Source organism: Parafrankia irregularis, assembly GCF_001536285.1.
GTDB lineage: Bacteria > Actinomycetota > Actinomycetes > Frankiales > Frankiaceae > Parafrankia > Parafrankia irregularis.
This window is the reverse complement of record NZ_FAOZ01000037.1, coordinates 38872-64579: the sequence shown is the minus strand read 5'-3', so window position 1 is coordinate 64579 and position 25708 is coordinate 38872. Positions and strand designations below refer to the sequence as shown.

Here is a 25708-nt window from a genome sequence, read left to right as displayed (position 1 = left end):
CCCGAGGACGATCCCGACCTCAAGCAGAGGGCCTCCGACGGCCCTGGCGGATCTGGGAGTGGCACCCCCTCCGGCGGTGTCGCCGCACCGCGCGGCGGCGCAACCGGCGGCAGCCCGCGGCCGGCGTCCACACCCGGAGGGTCGACCTGGCCTCGCTCGTCCACACCGTCGAGCGTGACCGGCATCCCGGGTCTGGAGTACCCGTCCCCGACCGCGACCCGCACCTACCCGCCGACCGCCGGTGCCGGGACGACCGCCGGTGGGGGTACCGCGTCACCGTCGCCCTCGACATCCTCGTCCCGCTCTCCGCGGCCGACGACGGGAACGAGCCGGACGCCGGGCGGTGCGGCATCCAGAACGACCCCGACGCCGACGCCCTCCACGAAGCCGCGGGCGACGGCCTCCGCGAGCCCGCGTGCAACGCCGTCCGCGAGTGTCCGTCCTCGCACCACGGCTTCGCCGACGTCGAAGCCGGCGACCAGAACCACCTCCGGGCCGGCCTCGACGTCGACGACCCGGCCGACGGCATCTGCCTCCGCGGTCCCGTCCGGCCCGACCTCGGCGACCGCGAGCCCCTCGCCGGCGCGGATGCCGTCGTTCCCCTGGTGGCCCACGAGCAGCACCGCGGCGGTTGCGGCAGGCACGATCGGTTCCGCGGTGCCGGCCGGAGGCGATCGGATCGGTGCCCTTTCCGCCCAGGTCCGGCGGTCGGTCGACAGGCTCGCCCGTGCCCGGTCGATCACCGGGAAGCCCCCGTCACCTGCGGCGCGCTCGCCACTCGCCGCACGTACCTCGGCTCCGGCACACGAGAGCGGCACCGAGAGGGCGGCTCAGCGCCCTGTGGTGTCCAGGCCTGCCGCGTCCGAGTCCGAGGCGTCGAAGCCGGTGGCGGCCAAGCCTGGGGCTTCGAAGCCGGCGGCATCGAAGCCCGCGGCGGCCAAGCCGGTGGCTCAGAAGCCTGTGGTGTCCAGGTCCGCCGCGTCGAAGCCGGTGACTCAGAAGCCGTCGAAGCCTGCGGGGGCAAAGCCCGTGACTCAGAAGCCTGTTGTCTCGAAGCCGACGGCGTCCAAGCCTGGGACATCGAAGCCATCGGCTCAGAAACCCGCCGCGTCGAGGTCGGCTGGTCAGAAGCCGGCTGGGTCGAAGCCAACTGGGTCGAAGCCGGCTGGGTCGAAACCCGCTCAGAAGCCTGCCGCGTCGAAGCCCGCGGCTCGGAAGTGAAGCGGTGAGTGAGGTCGGTGTCGAGCCATCGTCGGGCAGCCCTCGAGTCGCCGACACACCTGAAATTGAGACCATCCGGCTACCCTGAGTGAGGTACGTTCCCGCGGACATCGGATCGGTGGCTGGGGGGACGCATGCGGGAAAGCGTGACGTCGCAGGGCAAGCTGTGATCGCCCTGATCAGTGGCGTGCTCGCGGCCCTTGCCATGATCGCGCTGGTGGTCGGGATCGTCGGCATGCTCCGCGGCCGGATCGGCTTCCTGGGCATCGATGATCGCCCGATGGCGGGCCTGCTGACGGCGGCCAGCTTCACCGTCGCCGTGGCGACCTTCGGCGTGCTCGCCACGGGCGGAGACCGGCCGGACGCGACGGTGACCGCCCGGCCGCTCGGAACGGACCCCAGCCTCTCCGACGGATATCCGACGGACGGGCGCGCCGGCGACCTGGGGAGCGGACTGCCGCGCGCAGCGGTCCGGCAGTTCCCCGCGCCCTTCGGCTCCGGCGGCCCGGGCTCCTACGCACAGCCGGTCGTCCCGCCGTGGCCGACGATGCCAGGGTCGACAGCGCAGGGGCAGGTCCTGCCTGGCCAGGTCCTGCCAGGCCAGGTCCTGCCAGGCCAGACGTCCCCAGGGCCGGCGTTTCCAGGGGATGGGCTCCCGGCCGGCGTCCGACCCGGCCAGGACCTGGCGGGTCCGGGTGCTCTGGTGCCGCCGGGCCTTGTCCCGGGTGGAGCGGCCCCTGGCCTTCGCGGGATCACGCCGTGGCCGTGGCCGTCGTCGTCGCCCGAGGCACCGGACGTCACGGACGCCGCGGGATCGGGATCTCTGTCGACCGGTGACACGGCTGGCACGACGGGATCGTCCACCGGCGGTGCGGACCTGAGCCCGGACCGAGGCGAAGCGGCTCAGGGCGGCCAGGCTCGCGAAACGGGTGGCTCGCCACGCGGCAACCCACGGGTGCCACCGGCGGAGGGCCGGAACGATGGTTGCTACAGCACGGACGACGGTGGCCTGGGCGTTGGACTGCCGGACGTGTCGGTCTGGGACATCCTCGCCGGCCTCGCCGAGGCCTGCCCGTGAACGGTGACCTGAGACGTCCGGTGGTGGCCCGGGACGTCCCCTGAGGGCGCCGGTGGCGACGCCGGCGTCCTGTACCCGGCAGCGACGGGTAGGTGACGGGCACAGGACGTGGGGTCTCAGCCGAGGTCCTGCGACACCGTGGCTCGGGACTCGACGAGAGCGGTGATGGCGGCCAGGTTGGCCGTCGCCCACGTGTCCAGCTGGGCGGGCAGCTCGGGAAGCGTGGAATCGAGCACGAAGACGCCACGGGTCGGGCACGACGCGCCGATCTCCACCAGCAGCGGGCGCAGGTGCACCTCCACCGCCAGCGCGTGCTCGGGAGCCCCGGCGACCAGCACGGGCACGGTTGGTACCCCGCCGAGCTCGCCCTGCCCGATCTGGTCGAGCAGCAGCTTGAGGAGCCCCGTGTAGGTGGCCTTGAAGGTCGGGGTCGCCACGATCAGGGCGTCCGCCGTCCGCATCGAGGCGACGGCTTCCTTCACCGCCGGGTCACCCCAGCCCAGCAGCCCCGGACCCAGTGCGCTGACCTCGATCACCTCGGTCACGACGTCGCCCTCGGCCGGGATCGCGGCGGCCACCCGGGCGGCGACGGCCTCGGCCACCGTGCGGGTGCGCGAGTTCGGCTTGGGGTTGCCGACGACACTGAGAACTCGACGCTGCGGCATGACAGGGCCCTCCTGTGAGTTTTCGTGACTGTCGCTTCAGGAGCGTGCCAGGAACTGGCCGTAGGCGCCGCGGAAGTAGAGCAATGGCTCGCCAGTTGCGGCGGCGCCGAGCCGTTCGACCAGACCGAGAGTGATCACGTGGTCGCCGGCGTCGTATTCGCGGTGCAACGTGCACTCCATCCAGGCAAGTGCGCCGTCGAGCACGGGGGCCCCGTTCTCAGCCGGCGTCCAGCTGATTCCGTTCCACTTGTCGGTGCCACTCCTGGAGAACTGTGCGGACACCGCCTCCTGGCTGTTGTCGAGAACGTTCACGCAGAAGTGCCCGGCGGCCCGGATTCTCGGGTAGCTGGTGGACGTCCGCGCGGGCAGGAACATGACCAGTGGGGGAGTGAGCGATGCGCTGCTGAACGACTGACAGGTCATGCCGACGGGTTCGGAGCCGTCCATCGCCGTGACAATCACGATTCCGGAGCAGAAATGCCCGAGAACAGCACGGAAGTCCGCGCTCTCGGTCGCGGTGAAAACGCTCCGCGGGGTGGCCGCCGCGCCCTCCTCCGAGGGCTGGCGTTGCGCGATCACGTCACACGTTGCCTGGGTCATCGGTGCCTCCGCGGGGTCGGGCCGGCCGGACGCCGATCAGATGAGACCGGAGGCGAACCGGCGAATGGTGCCGCACCGCGCCCGAGCGCCGCCGCGGGAGATCGGACGGGTCGTTCGTCGCGCGATGTTCGTACGCTCACGCGCGGAAGTGTCCTGGTTGTTACGTCGTCGTGGTGGGCCCGTTGCGCTGGCTGGCAGCGTGAGTGTCTGCTGGCCGGGCAGTGGGACTCGGTGAAATCCGGTGCATTCCGCTGGCGGGGTGGGGCTGTCACCGCGGGGCGTGGAACGACGCCAGGTGCGCTGTCACCTGATCGGGCGTGGCGGCGTGGTCGTCGAGTGGCTTCTCGGGCAACAGCCCGGAGATCGTCCGCACTCGGCAGGCTACTCTTACGTAAGGGTAGAGTTAGTCCTGTATCTCCCCGGCGGAGGCGGCCCGCGAGTGGCGCCCAGGGAGGAATTCGATCGATGGTTGATCCCCGGCGGACAGGTCCGCGGAGCCTCGAGGAGCTGGCCGGTGCCGCGGCGATGACCGAGGTGCCGGCGGCCGGCCTGTGCCGAGATCTCGCCCTTGCCCATGAGCGGGCGGGCGACGCCGCCGCCGCGGTGCGCTGGGCGCTCGCGATGACCGATGCCGGGGGCGATCTCACCTGCTGGTCGGCGGCCGCCGGTGTGCTGCGCCGGGCCCTTCCCGCAGCGGGTCTCGCGTTGCGGCCGGCCAGAGTCGCGGTGCTCGGCAGCTACACCACGGCACAGTTCGCGGCGTTGCTGCCCCTGGCCGCGGCGCGCGCGGGGGTCGCGGTCGAGGTGTACGAGTGTGGCTACGGCCAGTACCGGCAGGAGGTTCTGGATCCCGCCAGCGGCCTGCACCGTTTCGGGCCGGATGTCGTGATCCTCGCGGTGCACGCGGGCGACACGGCCCTGCCGTCGTTCGCGCGCGACCCCGAGCAGGCCGTCGCCGTCGAGGCGGCGCGGTGGACGTCGTTGTGGCAGATCATCACCGGCCGCCTCGGGGCAGCGGTCATCCAGCACACCTTCGTGGTGCCCGAGACCGAACCGTTCGGCCACCTTGCCAGGCAGGCATCGGGCGCCCGATCGTCGTTGCTCGCGGCCGTCAACGTGGCGCTCGGCCAGGCCGCCGTGGGCGTCGGAGGCGCGAGCAGCGGGAGCCGTGGAAGCAGGGAGGACGCCGGGGGCATCGGGGGCAGTGGGGTCGGCTCGGGCCAGGTCTCCTTCGTGGACTGCGAGCGCCTGGCGGCGACGGTGGGCAAGCGCAGCTGGTTCGACCCGCGGTACTGGCACCGCTCCAAGCAGGCGGTCTCCCTCGCGCACGTACCAGCGCTGGCCCGGCACACCGCCGCGGTGCTGGGTGCCCAGCTCGGCACCAGCCGCAAATGCCTCGTGCTCGACCTGGACAACACCCTGTGGGGCGGAGTGCTCGGCGAGGACGGTCTCGCGGGCATCGCGTTGGGCGACGGCCCGGCCGGCGAGGCCTTCAGCGAGTTTCAGGAATACATCGCCCTGCTGCGTGAACGCGGCGTGGTGCTTGCCGTGTGCTCGAAGAACAATGACGCGGATGCCCGGGCGGCTTTCGAGCGACATCCCGCCATGCGGCTGCGCCTCGACGACATCGCGATGTTCAGCGCGTCCTGGGATGACAAGCCGACGCAGATCCGGCGTATCGCCCAGACACTGGGCATCGGGCTGGACTCCCTGGTTTTCGTCGACGACAACCCGGCCGAACGTGAGGTGGTGCGCCAGCTCGTTCCCGAGGTTGACGTGATCGCACTGCCGAAGGATCCGCACGAGTATGTGCGGGCACTCGCCGACTACCCGTTCTTCGAGCCGGGTGCGCTGACCGCGGAGGACGCAGCCCGTACCGAGCAGTACCGGGCCAGGGCCCGCGCCGTCGAGCTCGAAGCCTCCGCGTCGTCGTTGGAGGAGTTCCACCGCGGGCTCGAGATGGTCGCGACCGTCGTTCCGCTCGACGAGCTGACCCTGCCCCGGGTCGTCCAGCTCATCGGGAAGACCAACCAGTTCAACCTGACGACCCGGCGGCGCGGGGCGGCCGAGGTCGCCGAGCTCGCGGCCGATCCGGCGACCGTGATCATCTGTGTGCGGCTGGCCGACCGTTTCGCTGATCACGGTCTGGTCGCGGTGGTGATCGCCCGTCGGGTGGCCGCCGTCGTGGCCGACGCCGACGCCGAGGCGGCCGCGGTCGTGGCCGAGGCAGCTGCGGGCCTCGTCGCCGGTACCGCGGTGCTGGATGTCGACACCTGGCTGATGAGCTGCCGGGTGATCGGCCGCACGCTGGAGTGCGAGCTCGCTGAGCTGATCGTCGCGGAGGCTCGGCGCCTCGGCTGCACGGCTGTGCGCGGTCACTACCTTCCGACCGCCAAGAACTCGCTGGTGGCGGATCTGTACGCCCGGTTGGGCTTCCAGCGCGTGGGGGCCGCCCACGGCGGCGCCGACGGTTCCACTCGCTGGCTGCTGCCGGTGGCACTCGCCCCTGAACGGCCGGGCCTCATCCGGGTCGTCGACACCCGCCGGCACCAGCCGGCCCCGAGTGAATCCAGGCCGCCCGAGCCCCGTTCGGGGGAGGTCGGCCATCCAGACGCGGGGACATCCGCACGGACGATGCAGGAGGTGGCCGGCTGATGGTGCAGGAGCGCCTCGAGCGGGTCTTCCAGGAGATCTTCAGCGACCATGCCCTGGTCGTCTCCGACACCACGACGGCGGATGACGTACCCGGCTGGGACTCGCTGGCGCACATAAACCTGATCTACGCGCTGGAGACCGAGTTCGACGTGCGGATTCCCGACGAGCGGCTTTCGTCCTTCGCGAACGTCGGCGAGCTGCGCGCGTGTATCGAGGAGCTCAGTGGTGCTCGGTGAGTCGGTCGGCACGGAGTCGGTCGGCACGGAGTCGGTCGGTACGGAGTCGGTCGGTACGGAGTCGGCCGGCACCGTGGCCACCGGGACGTCCAATGACTCCCGGCCCGCCATCTCGCTCCGCGAACAGCTCCGCGAGGACAGGGCTGTCCACTATGGCTCGTGGCTGCATCCGGGCTTTCAGGTGCTCGCGGTGCACCGGTTCGGGCGATGGAGCCTGGAACGGGGGGGATTGGTCGGCCGGGTTGGCCTGATCGCCTTCAAGGCGGTGAACAACATCGTCATCCGCAACGTGTACGGCACCGAGATCTCCGTCGACGCCCGCATCGGGCGTCGTGTGTTGATCGGGCACCACCAGGCCGTGATGATCCCGCGGTACTGCGTTGTCGGCGATGACACCATCATTCGTCACGGCGTGACCATCGGGTATGCGCGGACGAATGCCCCGCCCGCGGATGTTCCGAGGATCGGTGCCCGGGTGGACATCGCTCCGGGCGTGCACCTGATCGGCCCGATCGCGATCGGTGACGACACCCGGATCGGGCCCGGCTCCATCGTGACGATGGATGTCCCCGCCGGCTCCACCGTCTTCGCCGCACCCGCCAGGATCATGCGCCCGCCCGCCCCGCCCGCCCCGCCCGCCCCGCCCGCCCCGCCCGTCCCGGGCCGGTGACAAATGCCGGATCATCCGGGCCGGATCACCCGGCCCGGATGATCCGGCCCGCCCCACGGCGGATCCCGGTGTGATCCGCAGGCCGGCTCCGGCCTGTTCCCGGCGCCGGCGCCGGGAACGGAGGCGGCACTCGGTCGCCAGCGTAGATTCCGGCGTTTCTCCGGCCGCATCCCGAAGGTTCTACCGGATTTGTGTCCGAGGTGTGCCCGGATCGCTCCAGTCGTGATGCAGGATATTGACTGTCCAGTCCGGAGGGTTCTGGTGTGGGTGGCGTGCAAAAGATGACCACCTGAGCGTATGGTGTGCATTCGCGGTTGTACGGTGAGCCTCCCGCGCGCATTCGTCAGCCCACGGACAAGCCCCGATGGAGCGGCCTTGCGGAGGTCGCCGCCAGGGAAGGTGTGTCAATGAGCCTTTTCCGTCGTCGGATCCGAGCCGCAACAACACCGCCCGGCAAACGTGAGATGGAAAAGGCTCAATAAGAGAGGTGTTGGGGAAGGCCTGCCGTAAAACAAGCTGAGTGGTCCGGGCTGCAGTTGCCTGCGAATGATCAGGTCAATTGGTTAGGTTGATCGGCCATCCGCTACCGTGCCGCCGTGTCTTTGAGTTCGCTATCTCAGCATTCCGTAGGCCCACCGTCCGTTCCGGCCGCACTGCCGACACCTCCGCCCATTCGCGCGGACACGCACTCGCTGCTCGACGGGGCCGCCGCCCCGAGGGGCTGGTTGGTTGACGCCCTGACCGGCTCACCGGTGCTGGCCCTGTTCGTCCTGCTGCTCGTTCTCGCGGTGATCGCGCTGACTGTCACCTGGTGCGCCCGGGTAGCTGAGACGAGGCCCTGGCGGCAGGCCCGCGCCGCCGGCATGGACCGCGACGCAGCCATGGACCGTGACGTCGACCGCGACACCGGCCTCAATGCCGACCGCAACGCCAACCCATGGCGGAACTACACGGCGACCGGCGCCCATTCCCGGGCCTGGGCCACGAGGCCGGCCCAGTCGGCTCCGCGACGCCGGGCCCGAGTCGCCAGCGACATGATCCCGTTGGTCAGCCAGGCGGTGGGCCGCACGGCCGAGGTGGCCAGTGCTCGGGTAGCCAGCGTCTGAGCCTCGTCCAGCGCATCGGCGTGCATGGCGGCGGAGGCCTGGTAGAGGCGCACCGCGGCCAGTGCTCCGGGTGCGCGTGAGCGGTCGAACAGGGCGGCGGCGTTGGAAAGGCGGCGGCGCCCTTCCGACAGCGCTCCCGCCCCCACGAGCGCCGCGCCACCGAAGGTCGGCAGATACCCCGGATGCAGGCCGTCGAGTGCGTAGCCCTGGGCCGCGGGCGTCGCTCCGCGAGCGAGGCTCTCGGCTTCTCGTATCACTTCCATCACCCGGTCCGCGGGCTCGCCGCGACCGGCGCGGATGTTGGCCTCGGTCGTCATGGCCAGGATCGCGGTGTGGGAGTGGGGAGCGGTGGCCCGCGCGGCCATCGCGAGCGACAGCCCGTCGTCGGCACTGTCGAAGGTGTAGGCGGCCAGTTCGGCCAGGACGACTCCGGCGTGGGCCGCGGTCGGCGCGTCACCCACGTGGCGGGCCAGCACGAGCGCCGTGCGCGCCGACACCACCGCGCGCCCGGAGAGCCCGTTGTCTCCCTGCGCGACTGCCGACATGACGAGAACCCTGCTGTGAGTACGGCGCCAGTCCCTGCGGATCGCCGCGGGCTGGCGCCGTCCCGACATCGCTTCGGTGTGCCGGGAGATCACATCGAGCCGGTCGACCAGGTCCGCGGGCGCCATCGTCTCCCAGCGGCGGGCCATGGTGGCGAGCCCGGTCTCTATCCGGCCGAGAGTGTCCTGGCTTCGGTCGTCCGGGGCGATCATGAGACGTGATCCGCCCAGCGCGAGCGCGGCTGTGGCCGCGCAAGTGGCAACGACCAGCCGTCTGTCTGCCGCTTCGTCCATCCCCAACTCCTGGGCGTCGTTGTCCGGTCACGGCGGCAGAAGCCCGGATGATCCGGACGTAATCTCATGATTGGACCTTTTCCGTCGTCGACGCGGACCTGCGGCATCCCTGACCGTGCACCGTGAGGTGGAAAAGGTTCATCAGTCTCCGGAAAGAGATGATCGCGACGCTGCTCTGACGGTAGCGATTTCGCGCCGCTCTGTCGTCGTCCTGGTCGGATCTCGGGACTTTCGTCATATGGCGTCTGTCTTGTCGAAACCTTGCCATCTTGACATGCGAGTGTGGATGCGTTTTCTCGTGGTTGTGTCGGGTGTGGTCGGCGGATGCGCCGGTTTCGCCTGACTTGCCGGTCACCCCGCGTGGAGCGCCTGCTCCAGATCGGTCAACAGGTCGTCGACCGCCTCGATGCCCACCGAGAGCCGGACGAGATCGTCGGGCACTGCCAGCGGTGATCCGGCGACGGAGGCGTGGGTCATGCTCGCCGGATGCTCGATGAGCGACTCGACTCCGCCCAGCGACTCGGCGAGGGTGAACAGCCGGGTCGCCGCGCACACCGCCAACGCTCCCTCCGCACCCGCCGCGAGTTGGAAGGAGACCATGCCGCCGAAATCACGCATCTGCTTCGCGGCGACGTCGTGGCCGGGATGCCCGGGCAGGCCCGGGTAGTGGACCGCGTGTACCGCTGGATGGGCGGACAGCAGCGCGGCGACCTCGCGGGCGTTCGCGCAGTGCCGGTCCATCCGTACCGGCAGGGTCTTGACGCCACGCAACACGAGCCAGGCGTCGAACGGGCCGGGCACCGCGCCGGCCGCGTTCTGGATGAAACGCACCCGCTGCGCGAGCTCGGCCGAGGCGGTCACCACCGCGCCACCCACGACATCGCTGTGCCCGCCCAGGTACTTGGTCGTCGAGTGGACGACCACGTCCGCTCCCAGCGTCAGCGGCTGGCACAGGTACGGCGAGGCGAAGGTGTTGTCGACGACAAGCAGCGCATCCGCCCCGTGGGCGATGCTGGCGAGCGCCGCGATGTCCGCGATGGCCAGCAGCGGGTTCGTCGGCGTCTCACACCACACCAGTGCCGTGGAGCCCGGTCGGATCGCGGCGCTCGCGGCGGCCGGATCACTGAGATCGGCGGCGGTGTGCTCCACGCCCCACTCGGCCAGCACCCGGGCGAACAGGCGATAGGTGCCGCCGTAGGCGTCGGCCGGAATGACGACGTGGCTGCCCGGCCGGCAGACCGCGCGCAGCAGGGCGTCCGAGGCGGCCAGCCCGGAGGCGAAGGCAAGGGCCTCGGCGCCCCGTTCGAGCGCGGCGAGGCTGGTCTCCAGCGCCGCGCGGGTCGGGTTGCCTGAGCGGGCGTACTCGAAGCCGGCGCGAAGCCCGCCGACACCGTCCTGGGCGAAGGTCGAGGCGGTGTGGATGGGAACCACCACCGCTCCGGTCGCGGGGTCCGGCTCCTGGCCGGCGTGCACCGCCAGGGTCTCGAACTCCGCGTTCAATCCGTTCGATCCGTTCGATCCCGCGTTCCGATCAGCCATGGCGCCACACTCGCACGCGGCGGTTGCGGGCCCGGGGACATCACCGGTTCGCGTCGCGCGGAGTCCGTGATCGAGAGCCGGGGGGCCGGCCATTCGAAGGGTTGAGGATCCTGGTCGTGCTGGAGCGGGTGGCAAGATCCCGGGAAGCGGCGGATCCGGTCCCCGATATCGACCGGGCGGTCAGTGCCCACCCGCCGCACGGCGGGCCACCGCGGGGATCCTTGCGCCGCCGCACAGCGCAGCGCAATTCACCCCGATAGCGACAAATGGAGCGCGGAGTTGATTGGTAATCCGCAAGAAGCGAGGATATCGGTTGCTGCAGCAGCCAAAACTCTCACTTCTTGCTCCGAAGCGACGGCGACAGCGGAGGTCCGAAGCTCCGATTCCGCGACGGGGGTCTGGAACGACCACAATTCTCAACTCTTGTCGGGTCGCAACCACGGCCCGGTGGGAATCCACCGACGCGGCGGCGGACCCGGAGCGACCCGGGTGGGTGAAAAGGGGCTGCTGAAAAGGGGGCTACTGACGTGCACCACTACCGGACGGCGAGAAAGCCCAGCAGGTCGGCCCGGGTGAGGATCCCGCTGGGGTTGCCCTCGTCGAGGACGAGCGCCGCCGGGTCCTCGCCGAGGGCCGACACGAGCACCGAGAGCGGCTCGCCGGCGCCGACGGTCGGCAGTGGTGCGGACATGTGGTCGACGACGAGGGCGTCGACGGCCGCGCGGTCGGCGAAGACGGCCTCAAGCAGGTCGCGCTCAACCACGGCCCCGGCCACCTCCGCGGCCCGGACCGGGGGCTCGTGGCGCACCACCGGCATCTGCGAGACCCCGAACTCGCGCAGGTAGGAGATGGCGGCGCCGACCGTCTCGCCGGGATGAACATGGACGAGGTTGGGCGGGGCGGAGGTCTGGGCGTTCTTGTGCGCGAGCACAGCAGCGACGGTCGGCTCGTTCGAAGGCGGGTCGAGGAAGCCGTTGTCGTACATCCACTCGTCGTTGAAGATCTTGGAGAGATACCCGCGGCCGGAGTCGGGCAGCAGCACCACCACACAGCCGTCCGCGGTCGCGGCGGCGTCGAGCTCGCGGGCGACCCGGATCGCCGCGACGACCGCCAGCCCGCAGGAACCACCGACGAGGATTCCAGCCCGGCGGGCGAGCTCCCTGGTCATCAGGAAGGAGTCGCGGTCGCTCACCGCCTCCACCCGGTCGACCACGGACTTGTCGTACGTCGTGGGCCAGATGTCCTCACCGACCCCTTCGACGAGGTACGGCCGGCCGCTGCCGCCGGAGTAGACCGAGCCCTCCGGATCAGCGCCGATCACCTGGACGGTGCCGCCGCTGACCCGCTTGAGGTAGCGGCCGATTCCGCTGATCGTGCCACCGGTGCCGATGCCGGCCACGAAATGGGTGACCCGGCCGTCGGTGGCACGCCAGATCTCCGGACCGGTGGTGGCCTCATGCGCCGCCGGGTTCTGCGGGTTGGAGTACTGGTCGGGGCTCCAGGCCCCGGGTGTCTCCCGCTCGAGCCGGCGCGCGACGGAGTAGTAGGACCGGGGATCCTCGGGCGCGACGGCCGTCGGGCAGACGATCACCTCGGCGCCATAGGCCCGCAGGACGGCCCGCTTCTCCTCGCTGATCTTGTCGGGCATCGTGAAGACGCACCGGTAGCCGCGCCGCGCCGCGAGCATCGCGAGGCCGACGCCGGTGTTGCCGCTGGTCGGCTCGACGATCGTCCCGCCGGGGCCGAGCCGGCCCTCCCGCTCGGCGGCGGCGACCATGGACAGGGCGATGCGGTCCTTCACGGAGCCGCCCGGGTTGAGGTACTCCAGCTTGCCGAGCACGGGGGTCGTGGTCTCGGCGATCGTCGGGGTCAGCCGCACCAGCGGCGTGCCACCGACCAGATCGGTGATGTCGTCGTACACGTCCATGGCCAGCCCCCTCACCGAGGATCCGCGCCGACCGTTCGGGCGATCGTTCGGATGACCGATCGTCACTGAAGGTGACACGGACGACGCTACCGGTGGCCGCCCCGATGCGCCGTCCGGACGCCGTCCGACACGGGAACTCGCCGCAGACACCGGTAGGCCGGTGCCGGGCATGGCCGGGTGCGTACGGCTTAGGTGCGTACGGCTTCCACGCCGGCCGTCATACCGTTGACGATCGCCACGTTGTCCCGGATCGTCGCGTCGTCCCGGGCGACGAAGTGCGCCCGGTCGGTCACCTCTCGCTGGTTCTCCATGTAGTACCGCATGAACGCGGCCACACCGGGCTTGCGCAGCGACTCCTTGGACGCATAGATGTAGAGCGGCTTGCACAGCGGCATGTACATTCCCGTGCCGGCGGTGAGCGCGTTCGGCTCCACACAGCCGAAGCCGCTGTCGATCTGGATCGCGCGCACCTCGTCGGCGGCCGACAGGAAGTTCGCGTAGTCCATGAAGCCGAGCGCGCCCTGGACGTACTCGACGTCCTCGGCGACCTCCTCCAGCTCGACCTCCTGGTACTGACGGGTGTTGTCGGACGATCCGGTCATGCTGGCGAGGAACACCTTGGCGTGCACGGTCTGCGGGCCGGGGCCGACCAGCCGCACGGGCACGTTCGGGAACGCGGGGTCGACCTGGTTCCAGCTGGTCACGGTGGAGTCCCGCTTCCAGATCTCGCCGACCTGCGCGACGGTGAGGCATTTGACCCAGGTGTTCGCCTTGGGCACCACGATCGGCAGCAGATGGTGCGCGATCTCGAAGCCGACCACCTTGTCCTTGCAGGCCGGATCGGACAGCGCGAACGACGCCCCGGCGATGTCGGCCTGGCCGGAGCAGAGCTTCGCGAGACCGTCGTCGGTGTCGGTGGCGCTGACCTGGACCGTGACCCCCTTCTGGACCTCGCGGAACATCGCATAGGCCGTTCCGGTGATCGGCGCGACCTCGGCCGAACCGGTCGAGATCACGGTGTTCGCCCCGGGTTCGGCGGTGGTTGCCGGCGCGGTGGCGTATTCGGCGCTGAGGTCGGCGGCTTCCTCGGCGTTGCGCATCTGGTCCGCCGGGAGCTGCGGGTGCTGGTCGATCGTCGACTTCGGCAGCGAGCCGGTGTCGGCGGCGGTGATGGCCGCGGGCTCCTCGTCGCCGTCGGCCAGGACCAGGCCGAGGGTCACGCTGCCGGCGACGAAGACGATGAGGGCCGCGGCGGCGGCGACCAGCTTGCGCGTCGATCCGAACGGGCCGGCGGAGCCCGCGGGCCGTACCGTTCGCGACCCGTCCCTGGTGCCGGCCCGCGCGACGAGCGGGCTGGCCGTAGCGCCGCCGTCGGCGAGTGCCGTGAGCGCGGTGACCGGTGCCGGTGTGGACGCCCCGATCCCGGCCCCGATCGCTGTACCTGTCCCGGCGTCACCGCCGGCCGCGACGGCGCCGGGCGGGGTGTCCACCGGTGAGCTGACGGTGGGCGGCCGGCTGATCGGCGGGATGCTGGGTGGCGGCGTCGTGACGTAGGCCGCCGGGCCGAGCACGACGGTCTGGGAGCTTGCCGGCTCCGTCGGGTTCTCGGCCGCCGCCAACAGCGCGGCACCCAGCGCGAGGTCGGATTCGGCCTGGATCTCGCACCGTGTCGTCGCGCCCACCGACTCGGACAGCAGCCGCCCGACCAGCGGGATGCGTGCGCCGGGGCCACGCAGGATCACCAGCGAAAGGTCTTCGGGCGCGGCCGGGACCGAGCGCAGCGCCCGGGCGAGGGCACGCACGGAGTCCTCGATCATCGGGCGGACGAGGTTCTCGTACTCCGCCCGGGTGACCGGCACGCTGATCGTGGTGCCGGTACCGGATTCCGCGGCGCTGACCTCGATGCTGGTGCTTTCCTCGGCGATCAGTTCCTCACGGGCCGCCGCGCACGCGGCGAGCAGCCCGTCAGCCGGCGCCGATGGCATGGTGCCCAGCGGCGATGGCGTAGCGGCCGGCGGTGTGGACGTGGCCGTCGTCGGCGTGGCGGCCGCCTGCGACGCGGCCGCCGCCTGCGCCAGGACGTGGGTGCGCAGCAGCTCGTCGAGCATGGTCGTGGTGGTGTCGGCGAGCCCGACCGGCCCACCCGTGACCAGGACACCGGCGGGCATCGCCGCGTACACGGCGGCCTCGAACCAGTTCGTGCCGAGATCGAAGCTTCCGGCGTAGTGGCCGGGCATCGCCCGGCCCGACCGGTCGAGCAGCGCGGCGAACGCGTCGGTCGTCGAACGGGCGAGGATGGGGATGTCGGCCTCGACCCGGGCCAGTGCGTCGGCGAGGGCCTCCCGGCGACGCCCCGGCCAGCTCCCCGGGGCGATCACGACGGCAAGCTCGGGCGGCCCGCCGCGCACTGCGGTGACCTGCTCCACCAGCCAGGACAGGTATCGCGCCACGAGCGCGGATGCGCTGTAGCCGACGCCACCCACCAGAATCGGGGTGGGGTCCCCGAGGCGCTCGACGAAACGTTGCGCGAACTGGGCCGGATCAGATCGGGCAAGTCTGGCCGCTGCCAGGCCACCGCCGCCGACCGAGCCTCCCGGGCCGAGATGGAGAACTGTCGGCACGGTTACCGAGGCCCCGATCGGAACGAGGCTGGGCCAGCCCGCGTCGGCGACCGCGACAGTTGTTTCAGATGCCCCCAGATGGATGCCCAGCTGGTACCCCACGATTTCCCCCCTGGTGTTACATGGCGCAGCGCGAAGATGGTACCCAAGGGGGATTGTGCGTAGGAAGTGGAGCCTCGCGGGATTTGGGCAAATCTATGGCGCAGGGGAACCGGGTCGGTCGGAGCCTCCGCGGCTGGTAGCGCGCTGTTACCGGCCGAAGGACGCGCCGTAATGGTCCTGGTCGCCGTCCTCGATGCGGACGATGTCCTTTCCGAGGGGAAGCAGCGATATCGGGATGAGCTTGAAGTTGGCCAAACCCAACGGGATGCCAATGATCGTCAGGCAGAGTGCGACCCCGGTTGTCAGATGGCCGAGCGCCAGCCACCAGCCGGCAAAGAGGATCCAAAGGATGTTGCCGATCAGTGAGGCGTTTCCAGCTGTCGGCTTGTCGACAACTCGACGCCCGAACGGCCACAGTGCGTAGTTGGCCATACGCAGTGAAGCGATGCCGAACGGAATCGTGATGATGAGGATGAAGCAGATCAGGGCTGCGAGCGTGTAGCCGATCGCCAGCCAGACTCCGCACAGCACCAGCCAGATCACGTTGAGTATGATTCGCACCCCTACCGCCGCCTCTCTGCTCCGCCCGCCGCGGGAACCTGTGGGAGTTGACCGGCGCCGCGGGCGTCAGTGTCCGGATGTCGGCGCTGTCGCTGGATTTGCGGCGGGGCCGCCGGGAAGTCCGGTGTTGATGGTGAACCAGTTTCGGTGGCTCCGACCTGCCCGGACATCCTTCCCCGGATGGACCTGCCCGGATGGGTCCTCGGTCACCAGTTACGCATTACCACGGTCGCCAGGGTTGGGTGCCGCTATGATTGGCCGCGGCGACCGCCCGGCAGTAGCCACGGGGCCGCTCTTTCCGTCTCCTTCATGCCTTTCCGGTGGGCCGTCCGGCGTCTCAGGTGTCGGGTGGGGTGGCACTCCTCACAGGCAAAGCGTGGTGGTGCCGGCCTCATGGTGCTTTCGGGCGTGGTCGCGGTGGCTGGATGCCCCGTTCCTGGGCCGTCAAACGATGGCGGCCTGGCAATCGTGGCGCTGGCGCGTATGGGCTGCCGCCCGCCCGGGCCGCGCAGACTGGAGTACGGTTTGCGGCGTTGGCGAAATGGACTGTTTTGCCCAAATGATAACGCGATGTGAGTGCACGGTTTCAGTGAATGAGTGGCGACGCGGAAGCGGTACTCCACGGGCGGGACTGAGGTATCCGGTGACGATCGAGACCGAGACGGCGGACCTGGCGGACCGATGGTTCGCCGAGATCACCGCGGTCGATCTCCTGCCGCTCGCCGCCGCGGACGCCCGCGCCTGGCTCGCGGGCCTCGCTGCCGAGCTGCTTCGGGCGGTGCGCGGCGAGTCCTGCCAGCCCGAGGTCGGCTATGACGTCGGCACCAGGCTTGCGTACGGCCAGGTGGCGTCCGGCGAGGCCCTGGGGCGCACGGTGGCCCTGCTGGGGCGCCACCTGGCCCAACCGTACGGGTCACCGGCGCGGAGCCTGCCGAACGAGCGGATCATGGACCTGCTCGGTGAGCTCGTCCGGGGCCACACGGAGTCGCTGCGTGAGCGTGCCCGAGACGGTCAGGCCGCGCTGCGCCGCGCCGACCGTGGGGCCCTGGTGCGTGCCGAGCGGGAACGCCGCATCTCCCAGAGCAGGCTCAACGCCATCGTGAACGGCGCCGCGCTGGGTGTGCTCGTGGTCGACCGCGCCGGCCGGATACTCGAGGCGAGTGACGTCGCCCTGGACATTCTCGGCCTGTCGGCGCATCGCCCGCCGGTGTCATGGCCGCTGGACGAGATCGTCCATCCGGCGGATCGGGAAATGGTCTCCAGGCTGTGGCAGGAGGCTCGGCACGGCCGTTCCCGGGGGGAATGCCGCATTCTCCGGCCGGACGGGACGCCGATGTGGGTTGTGATGACCCTGTCGACCACGCAGGCCGGAGCCGGCGTGGGTGGGTGGTTCGGCGTCGCGACGATCGAGGACATCACCGAGCGCCACCGCCTGCAGGAAGAGGTTCGTTTTCATGCCCGGCACGACCCGCTGACGGGGCTGGCGAACCGGGCGGCGTTCCTCGACCGGCTGGAGGCCGCGTTCCGGGAGGCCGGGCCCTCGGCGCGGATCGGCCTCTGCTTCCTCGACATCGACCGATTCAAAATGATCAACGAGGGTTTCGGGTACGAGGCGGGTGACCAGCTCCTGGTCGAGGTCGCCCGCCGCCTGGACCGGGTCGTCGCCGCGCCCGGGCCGGTGCCCACCGTGGCGCGGATGGGCGGGGACGAGTTCGTCATTCTCGTGCCCGACAGCGCCGGGCTCGACGAGATCACCGGTATAGCCCGCCGGTGCCTGGCCGCGCTGCGCGACCCCATCCGCGTGGACGAACGTGATCTTCCGATCACCTGCAGCATCGGCGTCGTCGAGATGGCCGTCGCCGACACCCGTCCCGGCGACCTGGTCGCCGCGGCCGACGCCTCTCTGACCTGGGCGAAGCGCGGTGGCAAGAACCAGTGGACGGCCTTCGACCCGGACCGGGGAACCCGGGAGGCCACCCGGGGGCTGCTGTCCCGCTCGATGAGCCCGGGCCTGGCCAGGGGCGAGTTCTCCCTGGCCTACCAGCCGATCGTCGACCTTCGCGATGCCACGATGGCTGGCGCCGAGGCACTGCTGCGATGGGACCATCCGCACCTGGGACCCACCCGCCCGGGGGAGTTCATCGACCTGGCGGAGGACTCCGGCTTCATCGTCGAGCTCGGGCAGTGGGTGCTCGAACGCGCCTGTGAGGTCGCGCGGGACTGGCCCGCGCACATGTTCGTCAGCGTGAACCTCTCCGGCCGCCAGCTGCGGGAGCCGGGCCTGGTCAAGGTGGTCGAGCGCATCCTGGCCCGGACCGGGCTCCCCGCGCAGCGCCTCCAGCTGGAGCTGACGGAGAGCGTCCTGATGGATTCCGGGGGCAGGCAGGTCGGCGCACTGCATGAGCTGAACGCGCTCGGTGTCCGCATAGTCATCGACGACTTCGGCACCGGCTGGTCGAACTTCGCCTACCTTTCGACGATGCCGGTGCGTGGCCTGAAGCTCGCCGGCCTGTTCGTCGCGAAGCTGGGCAAGGGCACCGAACCCAGCCGGGACGACCATCTCGTCGAGGCGATCGTGGAGTTCGCGCGCAAGCTCCGGCTTTCGGTGACCGCCGAAGGCATCGAGACCTCCGAACAGGCGGCCGCGCTGCGCGCGTTCGGCGCGGATCTCGGCCAGGGCCACCTGTTCGGCGAGCCGGTGTCGGCGGGCAAGTTCGCCGCGACGACGCTGCCGCGCGCCTGCGCCGCGAGCTGACAGCGGGGGCGTCACCGATCCGGCGTGATGTCGGATTCTCGCTGGACCTGGCCGGTCCCGCACGCCAATCCTGGACAGGTGCCCGCCACCGACGAGCTGCCTGACACCGGAGAACCCGGCGTGGCCCACGCCGGAGAACTGGCCCACACCGGAGAACTGGCCCACACCGGAGAACTGGCCCACGCTGGAGAACTGGCTCGCGCCGGAAAGCTGCCTCGCGCCGGAAAGCGCGGCGACCCGGCTGGCGCCGGCGAGCTGCCGGACGCCGCCGCGGCCATGATGCGGAGCCTGGACGGTCCCGACTCGGCCGCGCCGCATCGTGATCCCGAGCTCTGCGCGCGTGCCGTGCGGTCCCGCGACGCCCGCTTCGACGGGTGGTTCTTCGTCGCGGTCACCTCCACCGGCATCTACTGCCGCCCCAGCTGCCCGGCGAGAGCGCCGCGGGTCGAGAACATGCGTTTCCACCCGACGGCGGCCTCAGCCCAGCGTGCCGGCTTCCGCGCCTGCAAGCGATGCCGGCCCGACGCGAGCCCCGGCTCGCCCGCCTGGAACCACCGCGCCGACGTGGTCGCCCGGGCCATGCGGCTGATCGCCGACGGCGTCGTCGACCGGGCCGGTGTGCCGGGGCTCGCCGCCCGGCTCGGGTACAGCCCCCGCCAGCTCGAGCGGCAGCTGCTGGCCGAGCTCGGTGCCGGCCCGCTCGCCCTCGCCCGCGCCCAGCGTGCGCAGACCGCCCGGCTGCTGCTGGAGACCACGACCATGAGCATGGGGGACGTCGCGACGGCCGCCGGGTTCCGCAGCATCCGCGCCTTCAACGGCACGGTGCGCGAGATCTTCGCCCTCGCCCCGGGCGATCTGCGGCGGCGGGCGCTGTCAGGCCCGGCTGTGCCTGCTCGGGCTGTGCCCGCGGCGCCGGCCGGTGGCTCGGCTGATGGTTCGGACCTCATTGCGACGATCACGGTCAGGCTGCCGTTCCGAGCCCCACTGCACCCGGACAGCCTGTTCGGGCATCTTGTCGCAACCGCGGTACCCGGCGTCGAGGAATGGCGGGACGGGGCCTACCGGCGGACTCTGCGGACCCCGCACGGGCACGCCATCGTCGCGTTGCGCCCGCTGCCCGACCACATCGCCTGCCGGCTCGCGCTCAGCGACATGCGGGATCTCGGTTTCGTCATCGCGCGCTGCCGCCGCCTGCTCGACCTGGACGCCGATCCGACGGCGGTCGACGCGCACCTGCGCACCGACCCGCACCTCGCCCCGCTCGTCGCGCGGGCCCCGGGACGGCGGATTCCCCGGACCGTCGATCCGGCCGAACTCGCGCTGCGCGCGGTCCTCGGGCAGCAGGTGACGGTCGCCGCGGCGCGCACCCACGCGGGCCGCCTCGTCCGGGCAGCCGGGCAGCCGATCCATGATCCGGATGGCGGCCTCACCCACCTGTGGCCGACGGTCGCCGAACTGGCGGACGGGCCGGCTCCGGCGGTGCCGGCCGGGCGCCGGCGGGCCTTCACGGCTCTGGTCACGGCGCTGCTTTCCGGGGAGGCCGAGCTCGACGAGGGCGGTGACTGGTCACGGACCCGATCGGCCCTGGCGGGCCTGCCTGGCATCGGCCCCTGGACGATTGAGACCATCGCCATGCGCGCGCTCGGTGACCCGGACGCATTCGTGCTCGAAGACCTGGGTGTACGGCGCGGGGCGGAACGGATCGGCCTGCCGGCCACCCCGGCCGCGCTGCTGCGGCGAGCCGCGGCCTGGCGCCCCTGGCGGGCGTACGCCGTCCAGTACCTCTGGGCGGCGCTGGACCATCCGATCAACCTGATGCCGCCGAGGGAAGGGGACCATTCGTGATCGGTGACACGCAAGTACCAGAGCATTCACTTCAGGTGATGTCTCCGGCCAGGGCTTCGCGGCCGAACGTCTCCGGGCGCATCCATACCGTCGTGGACAGCCCGATCGGTCCGATCACCCTGGTGGGCCGGGACGGCGCGATCGTCGGCCTCTTCATGGACGGCGGGCGTCACGTGCCCGACCCGGCCTGGTTCGGCGACCGGGACGACTCCGCGTTCGCAGCGGCGGCCGATCAGCTCGCCGAGTACTTCGCCGGCCGGCGGACGACCTTCGACCTGCCGCTGCGGCCAGCCGGTACGGAGTTCCAACGGGAGGTGTGGTCGGCACTGCGCGACATCCCGTACGCCCAGACCATCTCCTACGGGGAGCTCGCCCGCAGGATCGGCCAGCCGCGGGCGTCCCGCGCTGTCGGGCTCGCCAACGGCAGGAATCCGATCAGCATCATCGTGCCCTGCCATCGAGTGATCGGCGCGAACGGCAGCCTGACCGGGTACGGCGGTGGCCTGGAACGCAAGCGCCATCTGCTGGCCCTGGAACAGCGGTCCGCAGGCATCTCGCTCCTTTAGCCCAGCCCAGCGAGTAGCCCAGCCCAGCGAGCCCAGCCGTCAGCCCGGCGAGCCCAGCCGCCGCCGGCGGCCCTGGGCTGCCTGGCAGCCCACCGGGCGGCCCGAGGCTGTGCCGGATGGCCCCGGGACGGCCGCCGGATCGGCGGTTCCGCGGGCCGGCCGGCGTCGACCCGCACCCCCACCCCTCCGGCCGACCAGGCGGTGTCAGCGCCTCATCGTGGCCGACCGCGGCGTCGCTTCTCCCGCCCGACCAGGATGTCAGGCCCCAGATCGTCGGGCGGGACCTCGGTTCCGGGCAGGCGCCGAGGTGACGCGGGTGCCGGCCGGTAGCGGGTCAGCGCCGCGAGGGAGTAGCTCGTGGACGGCGTCGGTACCACCGGGTTCACCGAGGCCGCTCGGTGCCCGGGCGGCAGTGCCTCGCCGGACCCCGCGGGTGAGCCGGAGCGGCGGCGTTGCGCGGCCCGGTAGGCCTGCCTGCGGGCGATGGGCGCGGTGACCGGGTCGATCGAACTGGTGTCGGAGCCGGCGGCTGGGATCGGATCGGTCTGGACTCTGCCGCCCGAGGCCGAGCCCGAAGTCGTCGCTCGCCGTCGTGTGCGGTTGGGCGGCGTGGGCTGATCGGCCCGCGCCGTGGTGCCGAACCAGTCGAAGGACCGACCGCGGCCCCTCAGCGCGGTGTTCTCCGCCTGGACGATGACCAGCAGCGCGGTCGCGAAGGCCGCTCGGGTGCGGGCCTCGTCGAGCTGCCGTGAGAGCTCCGCGACGTACGCTGCGTCGATCACGGGCTCCTCGGCCTCCGGCGCGGGTTGCCCGTCGGGCGCGACGGTCTGGCCGAACGCCTCGACATGGAGCAGGCGCAGGTGCTCCAGAAGCTCGGAACGCTCCGTGCCGGGGCCGGGGTCGGGGAACAGCAGGTGGACGTAGATCTCGACGACCTGCCACTCGATCGCCTTCTCGCCGCGGAACTGGCGGCTCAGGTCCCTGGTCCGCGACCTCTGGATCTTCGAGGGATCCGTGTCGGCCCAGAGCTCGCGCGCAACCATTTCGTAACTGACGCGATAGGGGTTGTTCAGCTCATTTAAGCGCGTCAGAAGTACTTTCTGCGGCCCGTCCTTGAGGTCTGCGCGCGGGCCTTTGGGGCGGGCCCCCGCGAGAGTCACCCACACCCCGTCCGGGCGAGGGGCGGCATGTCGGCCGGCGGGCGAGTTCGCGGCACTGCGTGGATCCTCTCTCTGCTTCGTTCGCCCGCGTGCTCTCGGCGCATCGGGCGGTGGGGCGGTGGGACGGGCACGTTCCCCGGCGATCCACTCTGATTGTTGCGCATGATACGGCTCGGGTGCGCCTGATGCGGACGCGCGCTGAATCTGCGCGGTTTCGTTGTACAGCGAACGATCATGTCTGGTGAAGCGTGGGCCCTTGTGCGGTCCGCGGGGCCGGTTAGCTGGTGCCGGGTCGGCCTCGTTCGCGCGGCGTGAAGTGCGACTCCTGGTCGCGTCGCCGTGTAAGCGCTCCCGCATCTCCTTTACCCCTTTTCCGAGCGGCGGCCTGTTGCCGGTGGGCTCTGGGGGACGAGGAAACTGGGTGGCGAGATGCGCGGCAAGTTCGCACAACCAGCTGACCGAGAAAACTTCGGGTCGGTCTCGGCGGGTGTCTGTGTCGCGGAAGGCCGGCGCAACCGGAGTGCCCGCTCATCGGCGTCGGCGCAACTGTCGCAGCTGGTCGGATCGAGGCGGTGTCGTGTTGACGACGGGCGTCGTGGTGGCGGCGGTGCCGGTGCTGGACCGGCTGGTGCTGGCCGGTCCAGGGCGAGCGCCCAGGCCGCGTCGGCAGTGTCGCAGTCCCCGTGGGCTTGCCGTCGGTTCGTCGGTTCGTCGTGCCGTGGGCGCCGCCGAACCACGGCCGAAGAACGTTCTCGTGTTCCGCATCGTGATTGTGTCGGCCCTGGAACTCCGCTCCCTGCTCGGGGAGCGGCGTTCCTTGGCGCGGCTGCTCCACGCGGATCGAATGGGTGATCTTTTTCATCTCACGGTACGACCGAGGATGCCGCCGGTGAGTCGGCGATGGAGAAGGGTCAGCCGACAAGTGCTTCGGTCACGACCCGGGCCGCTTCCGCGGTGCCGAATGTCGGCGGTACTGGTCGGGCCCCGGGCGTACCCAGCCGCACCACGACTGTTCCCGACCCCGGATCGATCTGCAGGATCTGGTTCCCGAGCCCGATTGCCCAGAACATGTCCGCAGGGGCGCCCGGCACGAGACTACCGTTCTTCTTTGTCGTATCGGCTGCGGCGGAAATGTCGGAAGCCGCGAGCGGCTGGGCGAGAACACCTTCGCGATTGAGCCACCAAAGATATCCGTAGGCTGCGTTCATCTCCGTCGACGAGGTGCCGGTGGCCGCATCGACCCAGTCGCCGGAGACAATCTGCTCGCCGTTCCAGTTTCCATGCGCCAACATAAGATACCCAAGCCTGGCGATGTCACGGCAGGTCGACTGCAGCCCCATGAAGGTCAGGGTGTTGCCGGCCGCGTCGGTCGTCATCCGGCTGTCGTCCATGCCGAGCGGCTCGAAGAGCCGCTCACGGGCGAAGTCGGTCACCTCCTCGCCGGTGGCCGTGCGCAGCACCTCCTCGAGCGTCTGGACGGCCGAGTTGTTGTAGGCCCAGACCTGCCCGGGCTCCTTCTCCTGCGGCAGCGCCACGGCGTACGCGGTCTTGTCCGGGGCCCGGATCAGGTCCTCATAGTCGATCTTCAGGCTCCACTGCCGGCCCGAGTCGTTGCTGACCAGGTCACGGATGGTCACGGCTTCGGACTCCGTGCCCTTCCACTGGGGGATCCAGGTGGCGGCGGAGTCGTCCAGCCGCAGGTCACCGTCGTCCTGGGCGATGCCGACCAGCGTGGAGGTGAGCGATTTGGTCACGGAATACACCGCGCTGGGAGTGCTCGGCGCGCTGCCCCGAAAGTACCATTCGCCAGCGATTTTCCCGTTTCGGGATACCAGTAAACAGGTTGACTTGCCCTGCTCCGCGGTGTCGGCGATCTCGTCGAGCTTTGCCGGGTCGAGACCGACCTCGGCCGGTTCCACCGTCTCCCAGGTATCGCCGGGAACGGCGACCGGCTTCGTCGGCGCGGTCGCGGCCGCCGTCGGCGTACCCGGGGCGGTGGCTGTGCGACCGTCGGGTGACCCGTCACTGGTACAGCTCACGGCCAGGACCGCGACGCACGCGGCCGTCGCAATACCGATGGCGGGGCGGAAAGGGCGTCGCATCGCTGAACCTCGCTCGGGCCGAAAGCTGCGGATCGCGGGGGTGCGACCGTATACGTCCCGATGCGGAGTGAAAACCCGGAATCCGGATCGCGGGTCCGGATTCCGGCTGACGTGATGGGTTCGTCGCGCGGTCGAAGGCGTCAGGCGGACGCCGCCGACCGGCGCGACGGACGCGACGGACGCGACGGACGCGACGGACGCGACGGACGCGATCGAACGGCGTCGCGTCGGATCATCGGATCAGCAGTGGCTCCGGTGCTTGCCGGGCGGATACGGGCAGGGCTCTCCGGGCTGGCAGCCGGCCGCGGTGGTGAGCAGCGCGAGTGATCCGGCGGCGAGGATCGCCAGAACGGTTCTGCGTAGGTTGCGGACGGAGCGCTTCATGGGTGATGCCTCTCTCAAGCCAGCCCCGATCCGGTTTTTCCTACCGGCTGCGCCGCGTGAGGGTGGCGTGCCACGCCACGATGTTCCGCGGCAGCCACGGAGGGTGCCGTTTCGGGCACTTCGTGTGGATGTTCCCTGGGGGGATGTCGCTGGAAGTGGATGTCACCCGGGCGGCCGCCCGCCCGTCCTGGATTGTGACGATCGGCGGATGTAGGTCGGCTGCGGGTGGGTATCCGTGATACTGGGTGTGTCCAGGTTGGTGGAAGTCGGGCAATCAGGTCAGGTGCTTGCGGGTTCCTCCCAAGGTGGCGGATCCGGCCGCGATGGCGGTCGTTTCTGAAGGACGATGCGAAGGTGCGCACCTGCAACCGGGGGTGCACGGTCCGCGAGGTCCGGGCGTCGCGGGCCGTGGGGAGTTCAGCGGGTCAGGACGGACTGGGGGCCGTCGAAGGAGGAAAGGTCGATGGTCAACATGAACCCAGGTGACGGCGCTTGGCAGGGAGAGCGCTTCGCGCAGGCCCGCCGGTTCGCCGGGCAGGCCCGGCAGGACCGCACGACCGGTTGGTACATCCCGCTGGCGATCACGGTGGTCGGAGCAGGTTCCTCGTTCGACGCGTTCGGGCGGGGTCTCGGCTTCCTCTACGGGTGGGGTCTGGCGATCGCGTTCGTCGCGCTGACCTGGTCCACCATCAGGGCGATTCCGATCATGATCGATGATCTCAACGTGGCGCGGGAGAGCTGGCCGCGCAAGATCACCACCCTTCTCAACACTCCGGTACGCAGCCGCGGGATCTTCCTGCTCGCGGCCGCGCTACCGATCCTCGTCGCGTTGGTGAAGACGGTGGGCTTCTACACGTTCGGCGGTCTGCTGATCGTCGGTGTGGTCCTGGCGGTGGCTCTTGGAGTCTCCTGGTTCCTCGAGCGTCGCTGACGTCGCGATCTGATCGGCCCCGGTCCCGGGCAGCCGACGCCTCCTGTCGCTGGAGGCGGGGCTGTTCGGGCCGGGGCCGACTCATTTCCTGATCCGTCCGGAACCTGCTGCTCGCCAGCCGTCGGCAGGGTCGGTCGAGCGGGTCGAC

The 25708-nt window shown here is 70.7% G+C and carries 19 protein-coding genes; 8 read left to right on the top strand and 11 right to left on the bottom strand.

Annotated elements, in window-relative coordinates; all coding sequences use genetic code 11:
- Positions 1 to 224 precede the first annotated feature (224 nt).
- Positions 225 to 644: a hypothetical protein gene (locus AWX74_RS33680; protein ID WP_131799605.1), complete on the bottom strand. Its 420-nt coding sequence runs from the start codon at positions 642 to 644 to the stop codon at positions 225 to 227.
- A gap of 743 nt (positions 645 to 1387) precedes the next feature.
- Here AWX74_RS33680 and AWX74_RS33675 point away from each other — a divergent pair.
- On the top strand, positions 1388 to 2299 hold the full coding sequence (locus AWX74_RS33675; protein ID WP_091284913.1) for a hypothetical protein: 912 nt from the start codon (positions 1388 to 1390) through the stop codon (positions 2297 to 2299).
- Positions 2300 to 2415: 116 nt separating this feature from the next.
- On the opposite strand, the gene AWX74_RS33670 is transcribed toward AWX74_RS33675, so the two are convergent.
- Positions 2416 to 2964 (bottom strand): NADPH-dependent FMN reductase, encoded by a 549-nt coding sequence (locus AWX74_RS33670; RefSeq protein WP_091284911.1) that lies wholly within the window; start codon positions 2962 to 2964, stop codon positions 2416 to 2418.
- A 36-nt stretch (positions 2965 to 3000) separates the two neighbouring features.
- Positions 3001 to 3564, bottom strand: a complete 564-nt coding sequence (locus AWX74_RS33665) for a flavin reductase family protein (protein WP_091284909.1) — start codon at positions 3562 to 3564, stop codon at positions 3001 to 3003.
- Between the two features lie 465 nt (positions 3565 to 4029).
- Here AWX74_RS33665 and AWX74_RS33660 point away from each other — a divergent pair, with 465 nt between their 5' ends.
- From AWX74_RS33660 to AWX74_RS33650, 3 genes are read left to right on the top strand one after another with little or no spacing between them, the layout of a single operon-like run.
- Positions 4030 to 6219, top strand: coding sequence for an HAD-IIIC family phosphatase (locus tag AWX74_RS33660; RefSeq protein WP_091284907.1), 2190 nt, complete (start codon positions 4030 to 4032; stop codon positions 6217 to 6219).
- Complete coding sequence (locus AWX74_RS33655; RefSeq protein ID WP_091284905.1) at positions 6219 to 6455, top strand: acyl carrier protein; 237 nt, start codon at positions 6219 to 6221, stop codon at positions 6453 to 6455. Before AWX74_RS33660 ends, AWX74_RS33655 begins: the two co-directional genes overlap by 1 nt.
- Positions 6445 to 7125 carry a serine O-acetyltransferase gene (locus tag AWX74_RS33650; protein ID WP_397311892.1) on the top strand — a complete coding sequence of 227 codons (681 nt, stop codon included), beginning with the start codon at positions 6445 to 6447 and terminating at the stop codon, positions 7123 to 7125. Before AWX74_RS33655 ends, AWX74_RS33650 begins: the two co-directional genes overlap by 11 nt.
- Before the next feature lie 946 nt (positions 7126 to 8071).
- Here the strand turns inward: AWX74_RS33650 and AWX74_RS33640 are convergent.
- The 5 genes from AWX74_RS33640 to AWX74_RS33620 form a co-directional block, all read right to left on the bottom strand.
- Positions 8072 to 9067: a hypothetical protein gene (locus tag AWX74_RS33640; RefSeq protein WP_091284902.1), complete on the bottom strand. Its 996-nt coding sequence runs from the start codon at positions 9065 to 9067 to the stop codon at positions 8072 to 8074.
- Positions 9068 to 9418: 351 nt separating this feature from the next.
- Complete coding sequence (locus AWX74_RS33635; protein WP_091284963.1) at positions 9419 to 10606, bottom strand: cystathionine gamma-synthase; 1188 nt, start codon at positions 10604 to 10606, stop codon at positions 9419 to 9421.
- Between the two features lie 535 nt (positions 10607 to 11141).
- Positions 11142 to 12533 (bottom strand): cystathionine beta-synthase, encoded by a 1392-nt coding sequence (locus AWX74_RS33630; protein WP_091284900.1) that lies wholly within the window; start codon positions 12531 to 12533, stop codon positions 11142 to 11144.
- Between the two features lie 188 nt (positions 12534 to 12721).
- Entirely contained in the window at positions 12722 to 15256 is a 2535-nt protein-coding gene (locus tag AWX74_RS33625; protein ID WP_091284898.1) for a substrate-binding domain-containing protein, read from the bottom strand.
- A gap of 147 nt (positions 15257 to 15403) precedes the next feature.
- Positions 15404 to 15817 carry a YccF domain-containing protein gene (locus tag AWX74_RS33620; RefSeq protein WP_054568212.1) on the bottom strand — a complete coding sequence of 138 codons (414 nt, stop codon included), beginning with the start codon at positions 15815 to 15817 and terminating at the stop codon, positions 15404 to 15406.
- Between the two features lie 643 nt (positions 15818 to 16460).
- Here AWX74_RS33620 and AWX74_RS33615 point away from each other — a divergent pair.
- From AWX74_RS33615 to AWX74_RS33605, 3 genes are all read left to right on the top strand, one after another.
- The gene (locus AWX74_RS33615; protein WP_091284896.1) at positions 16461 to 18572 is read left to right on the top strand and encodes a putative bifunctional diguanylate cyclase/phosphodiesterase; all 2112 of its coding nucleotides are present in this window, start codon (positions 16461 to 16463) and stop codon (positions 18570 to 18572) included.
- A gap of 279 nt (positions 18573 to 18851) precedes the next feature.
- Complete coding sequence (locus tag AWX74_RS33610) at positions 18852 to 20417, top strand: AlkA N-terminal domain-containing protein (protein ID WP_091284960.1); 1566 nt, start codon at positions 18852 to 18854, stop codon at positions 20415 to 20417.
- Positions 20418 to 20455: 38 nt separating this feature from the next.
- The gene (locus tag AWX74_RS33605) at positions 20456 to 20983 is read left to right on the top strand and encodes a methylated-DNA--[protein]-cysteine S-methyltransferase (RefSeq protein ID WP_091284894.1); all 528 of its coding nucleotides are present in this window, start codon (positions 20456 to 20458) and stop codon (positions 20981 to 20983) included.
- A 212-nt stretch (positions 20984 to 21195) separates the two neighbouring features.
- On the opposite strand, the gene AWX74_RS33600 is transcribed toward AWX74_RS33605, so the two are convergent.
- The 3 genes from AWX74_RS33600 to AWX74_RS40385 all read right to left on the bottom strand — a co-directional run bounded on the left by AWX74_RS33600 (position 21196) and on the right by AWX74_RS40385 (position 24629).
- Positions 21196 to 22026 carry a hypothetical protein gene (locus tag AWX74_RS33600; RefSeq protein ID WP_226931086.1) on the bottom strand — a complete coding sequence of 277 codons (831 nt, stop codon included), beginning with the start codon at positions 22024 to 22026 and terminating at the stop codon, positions 21196 to 21198.
- Between the two features lie 1028 nt (positions 22027 to 23054).
- Positions 23055 to 24062, bottom strand: coding sequence for a serine hydrolase domain-containing protein (locus AWX74_RS33595; RefSeq protein WP_242666537.1), 1008 nt, complete (start codon positions 24060 to 24062; stop codon positions 23055 to 23057).
- Positions 24063 to 24485: 423 nt separating this feature from the next.
- A complete protein-coding gene (locus AWX74_RS40385) occupies positions 24486 to 24629 on the bottom strand; it encodes a hypothetical protein (RefSeq protein ID WP_006541121.1) in 144 nt (47 codons plus the stop codon).
- A gap of 463 nt (positions 24630 to 25092) precedes the next feature.
- Here AWX74_RS40385 and AWX74_RS33590 point away from each other — a divergent pair, with 463 nt between their 5' ends.
- Complete coding sequence (locus AWX74_RS33590; RefSeq protein WP_076831980.1) at positions 25093 to 25560, top strand: hypothetical protein; 468 nt, start codon at positions 25093 to 25095, stop codon at positions 25558 to 25560.
- Positions 25561 to 25708 lie beyond the last annotated feature (148 nt).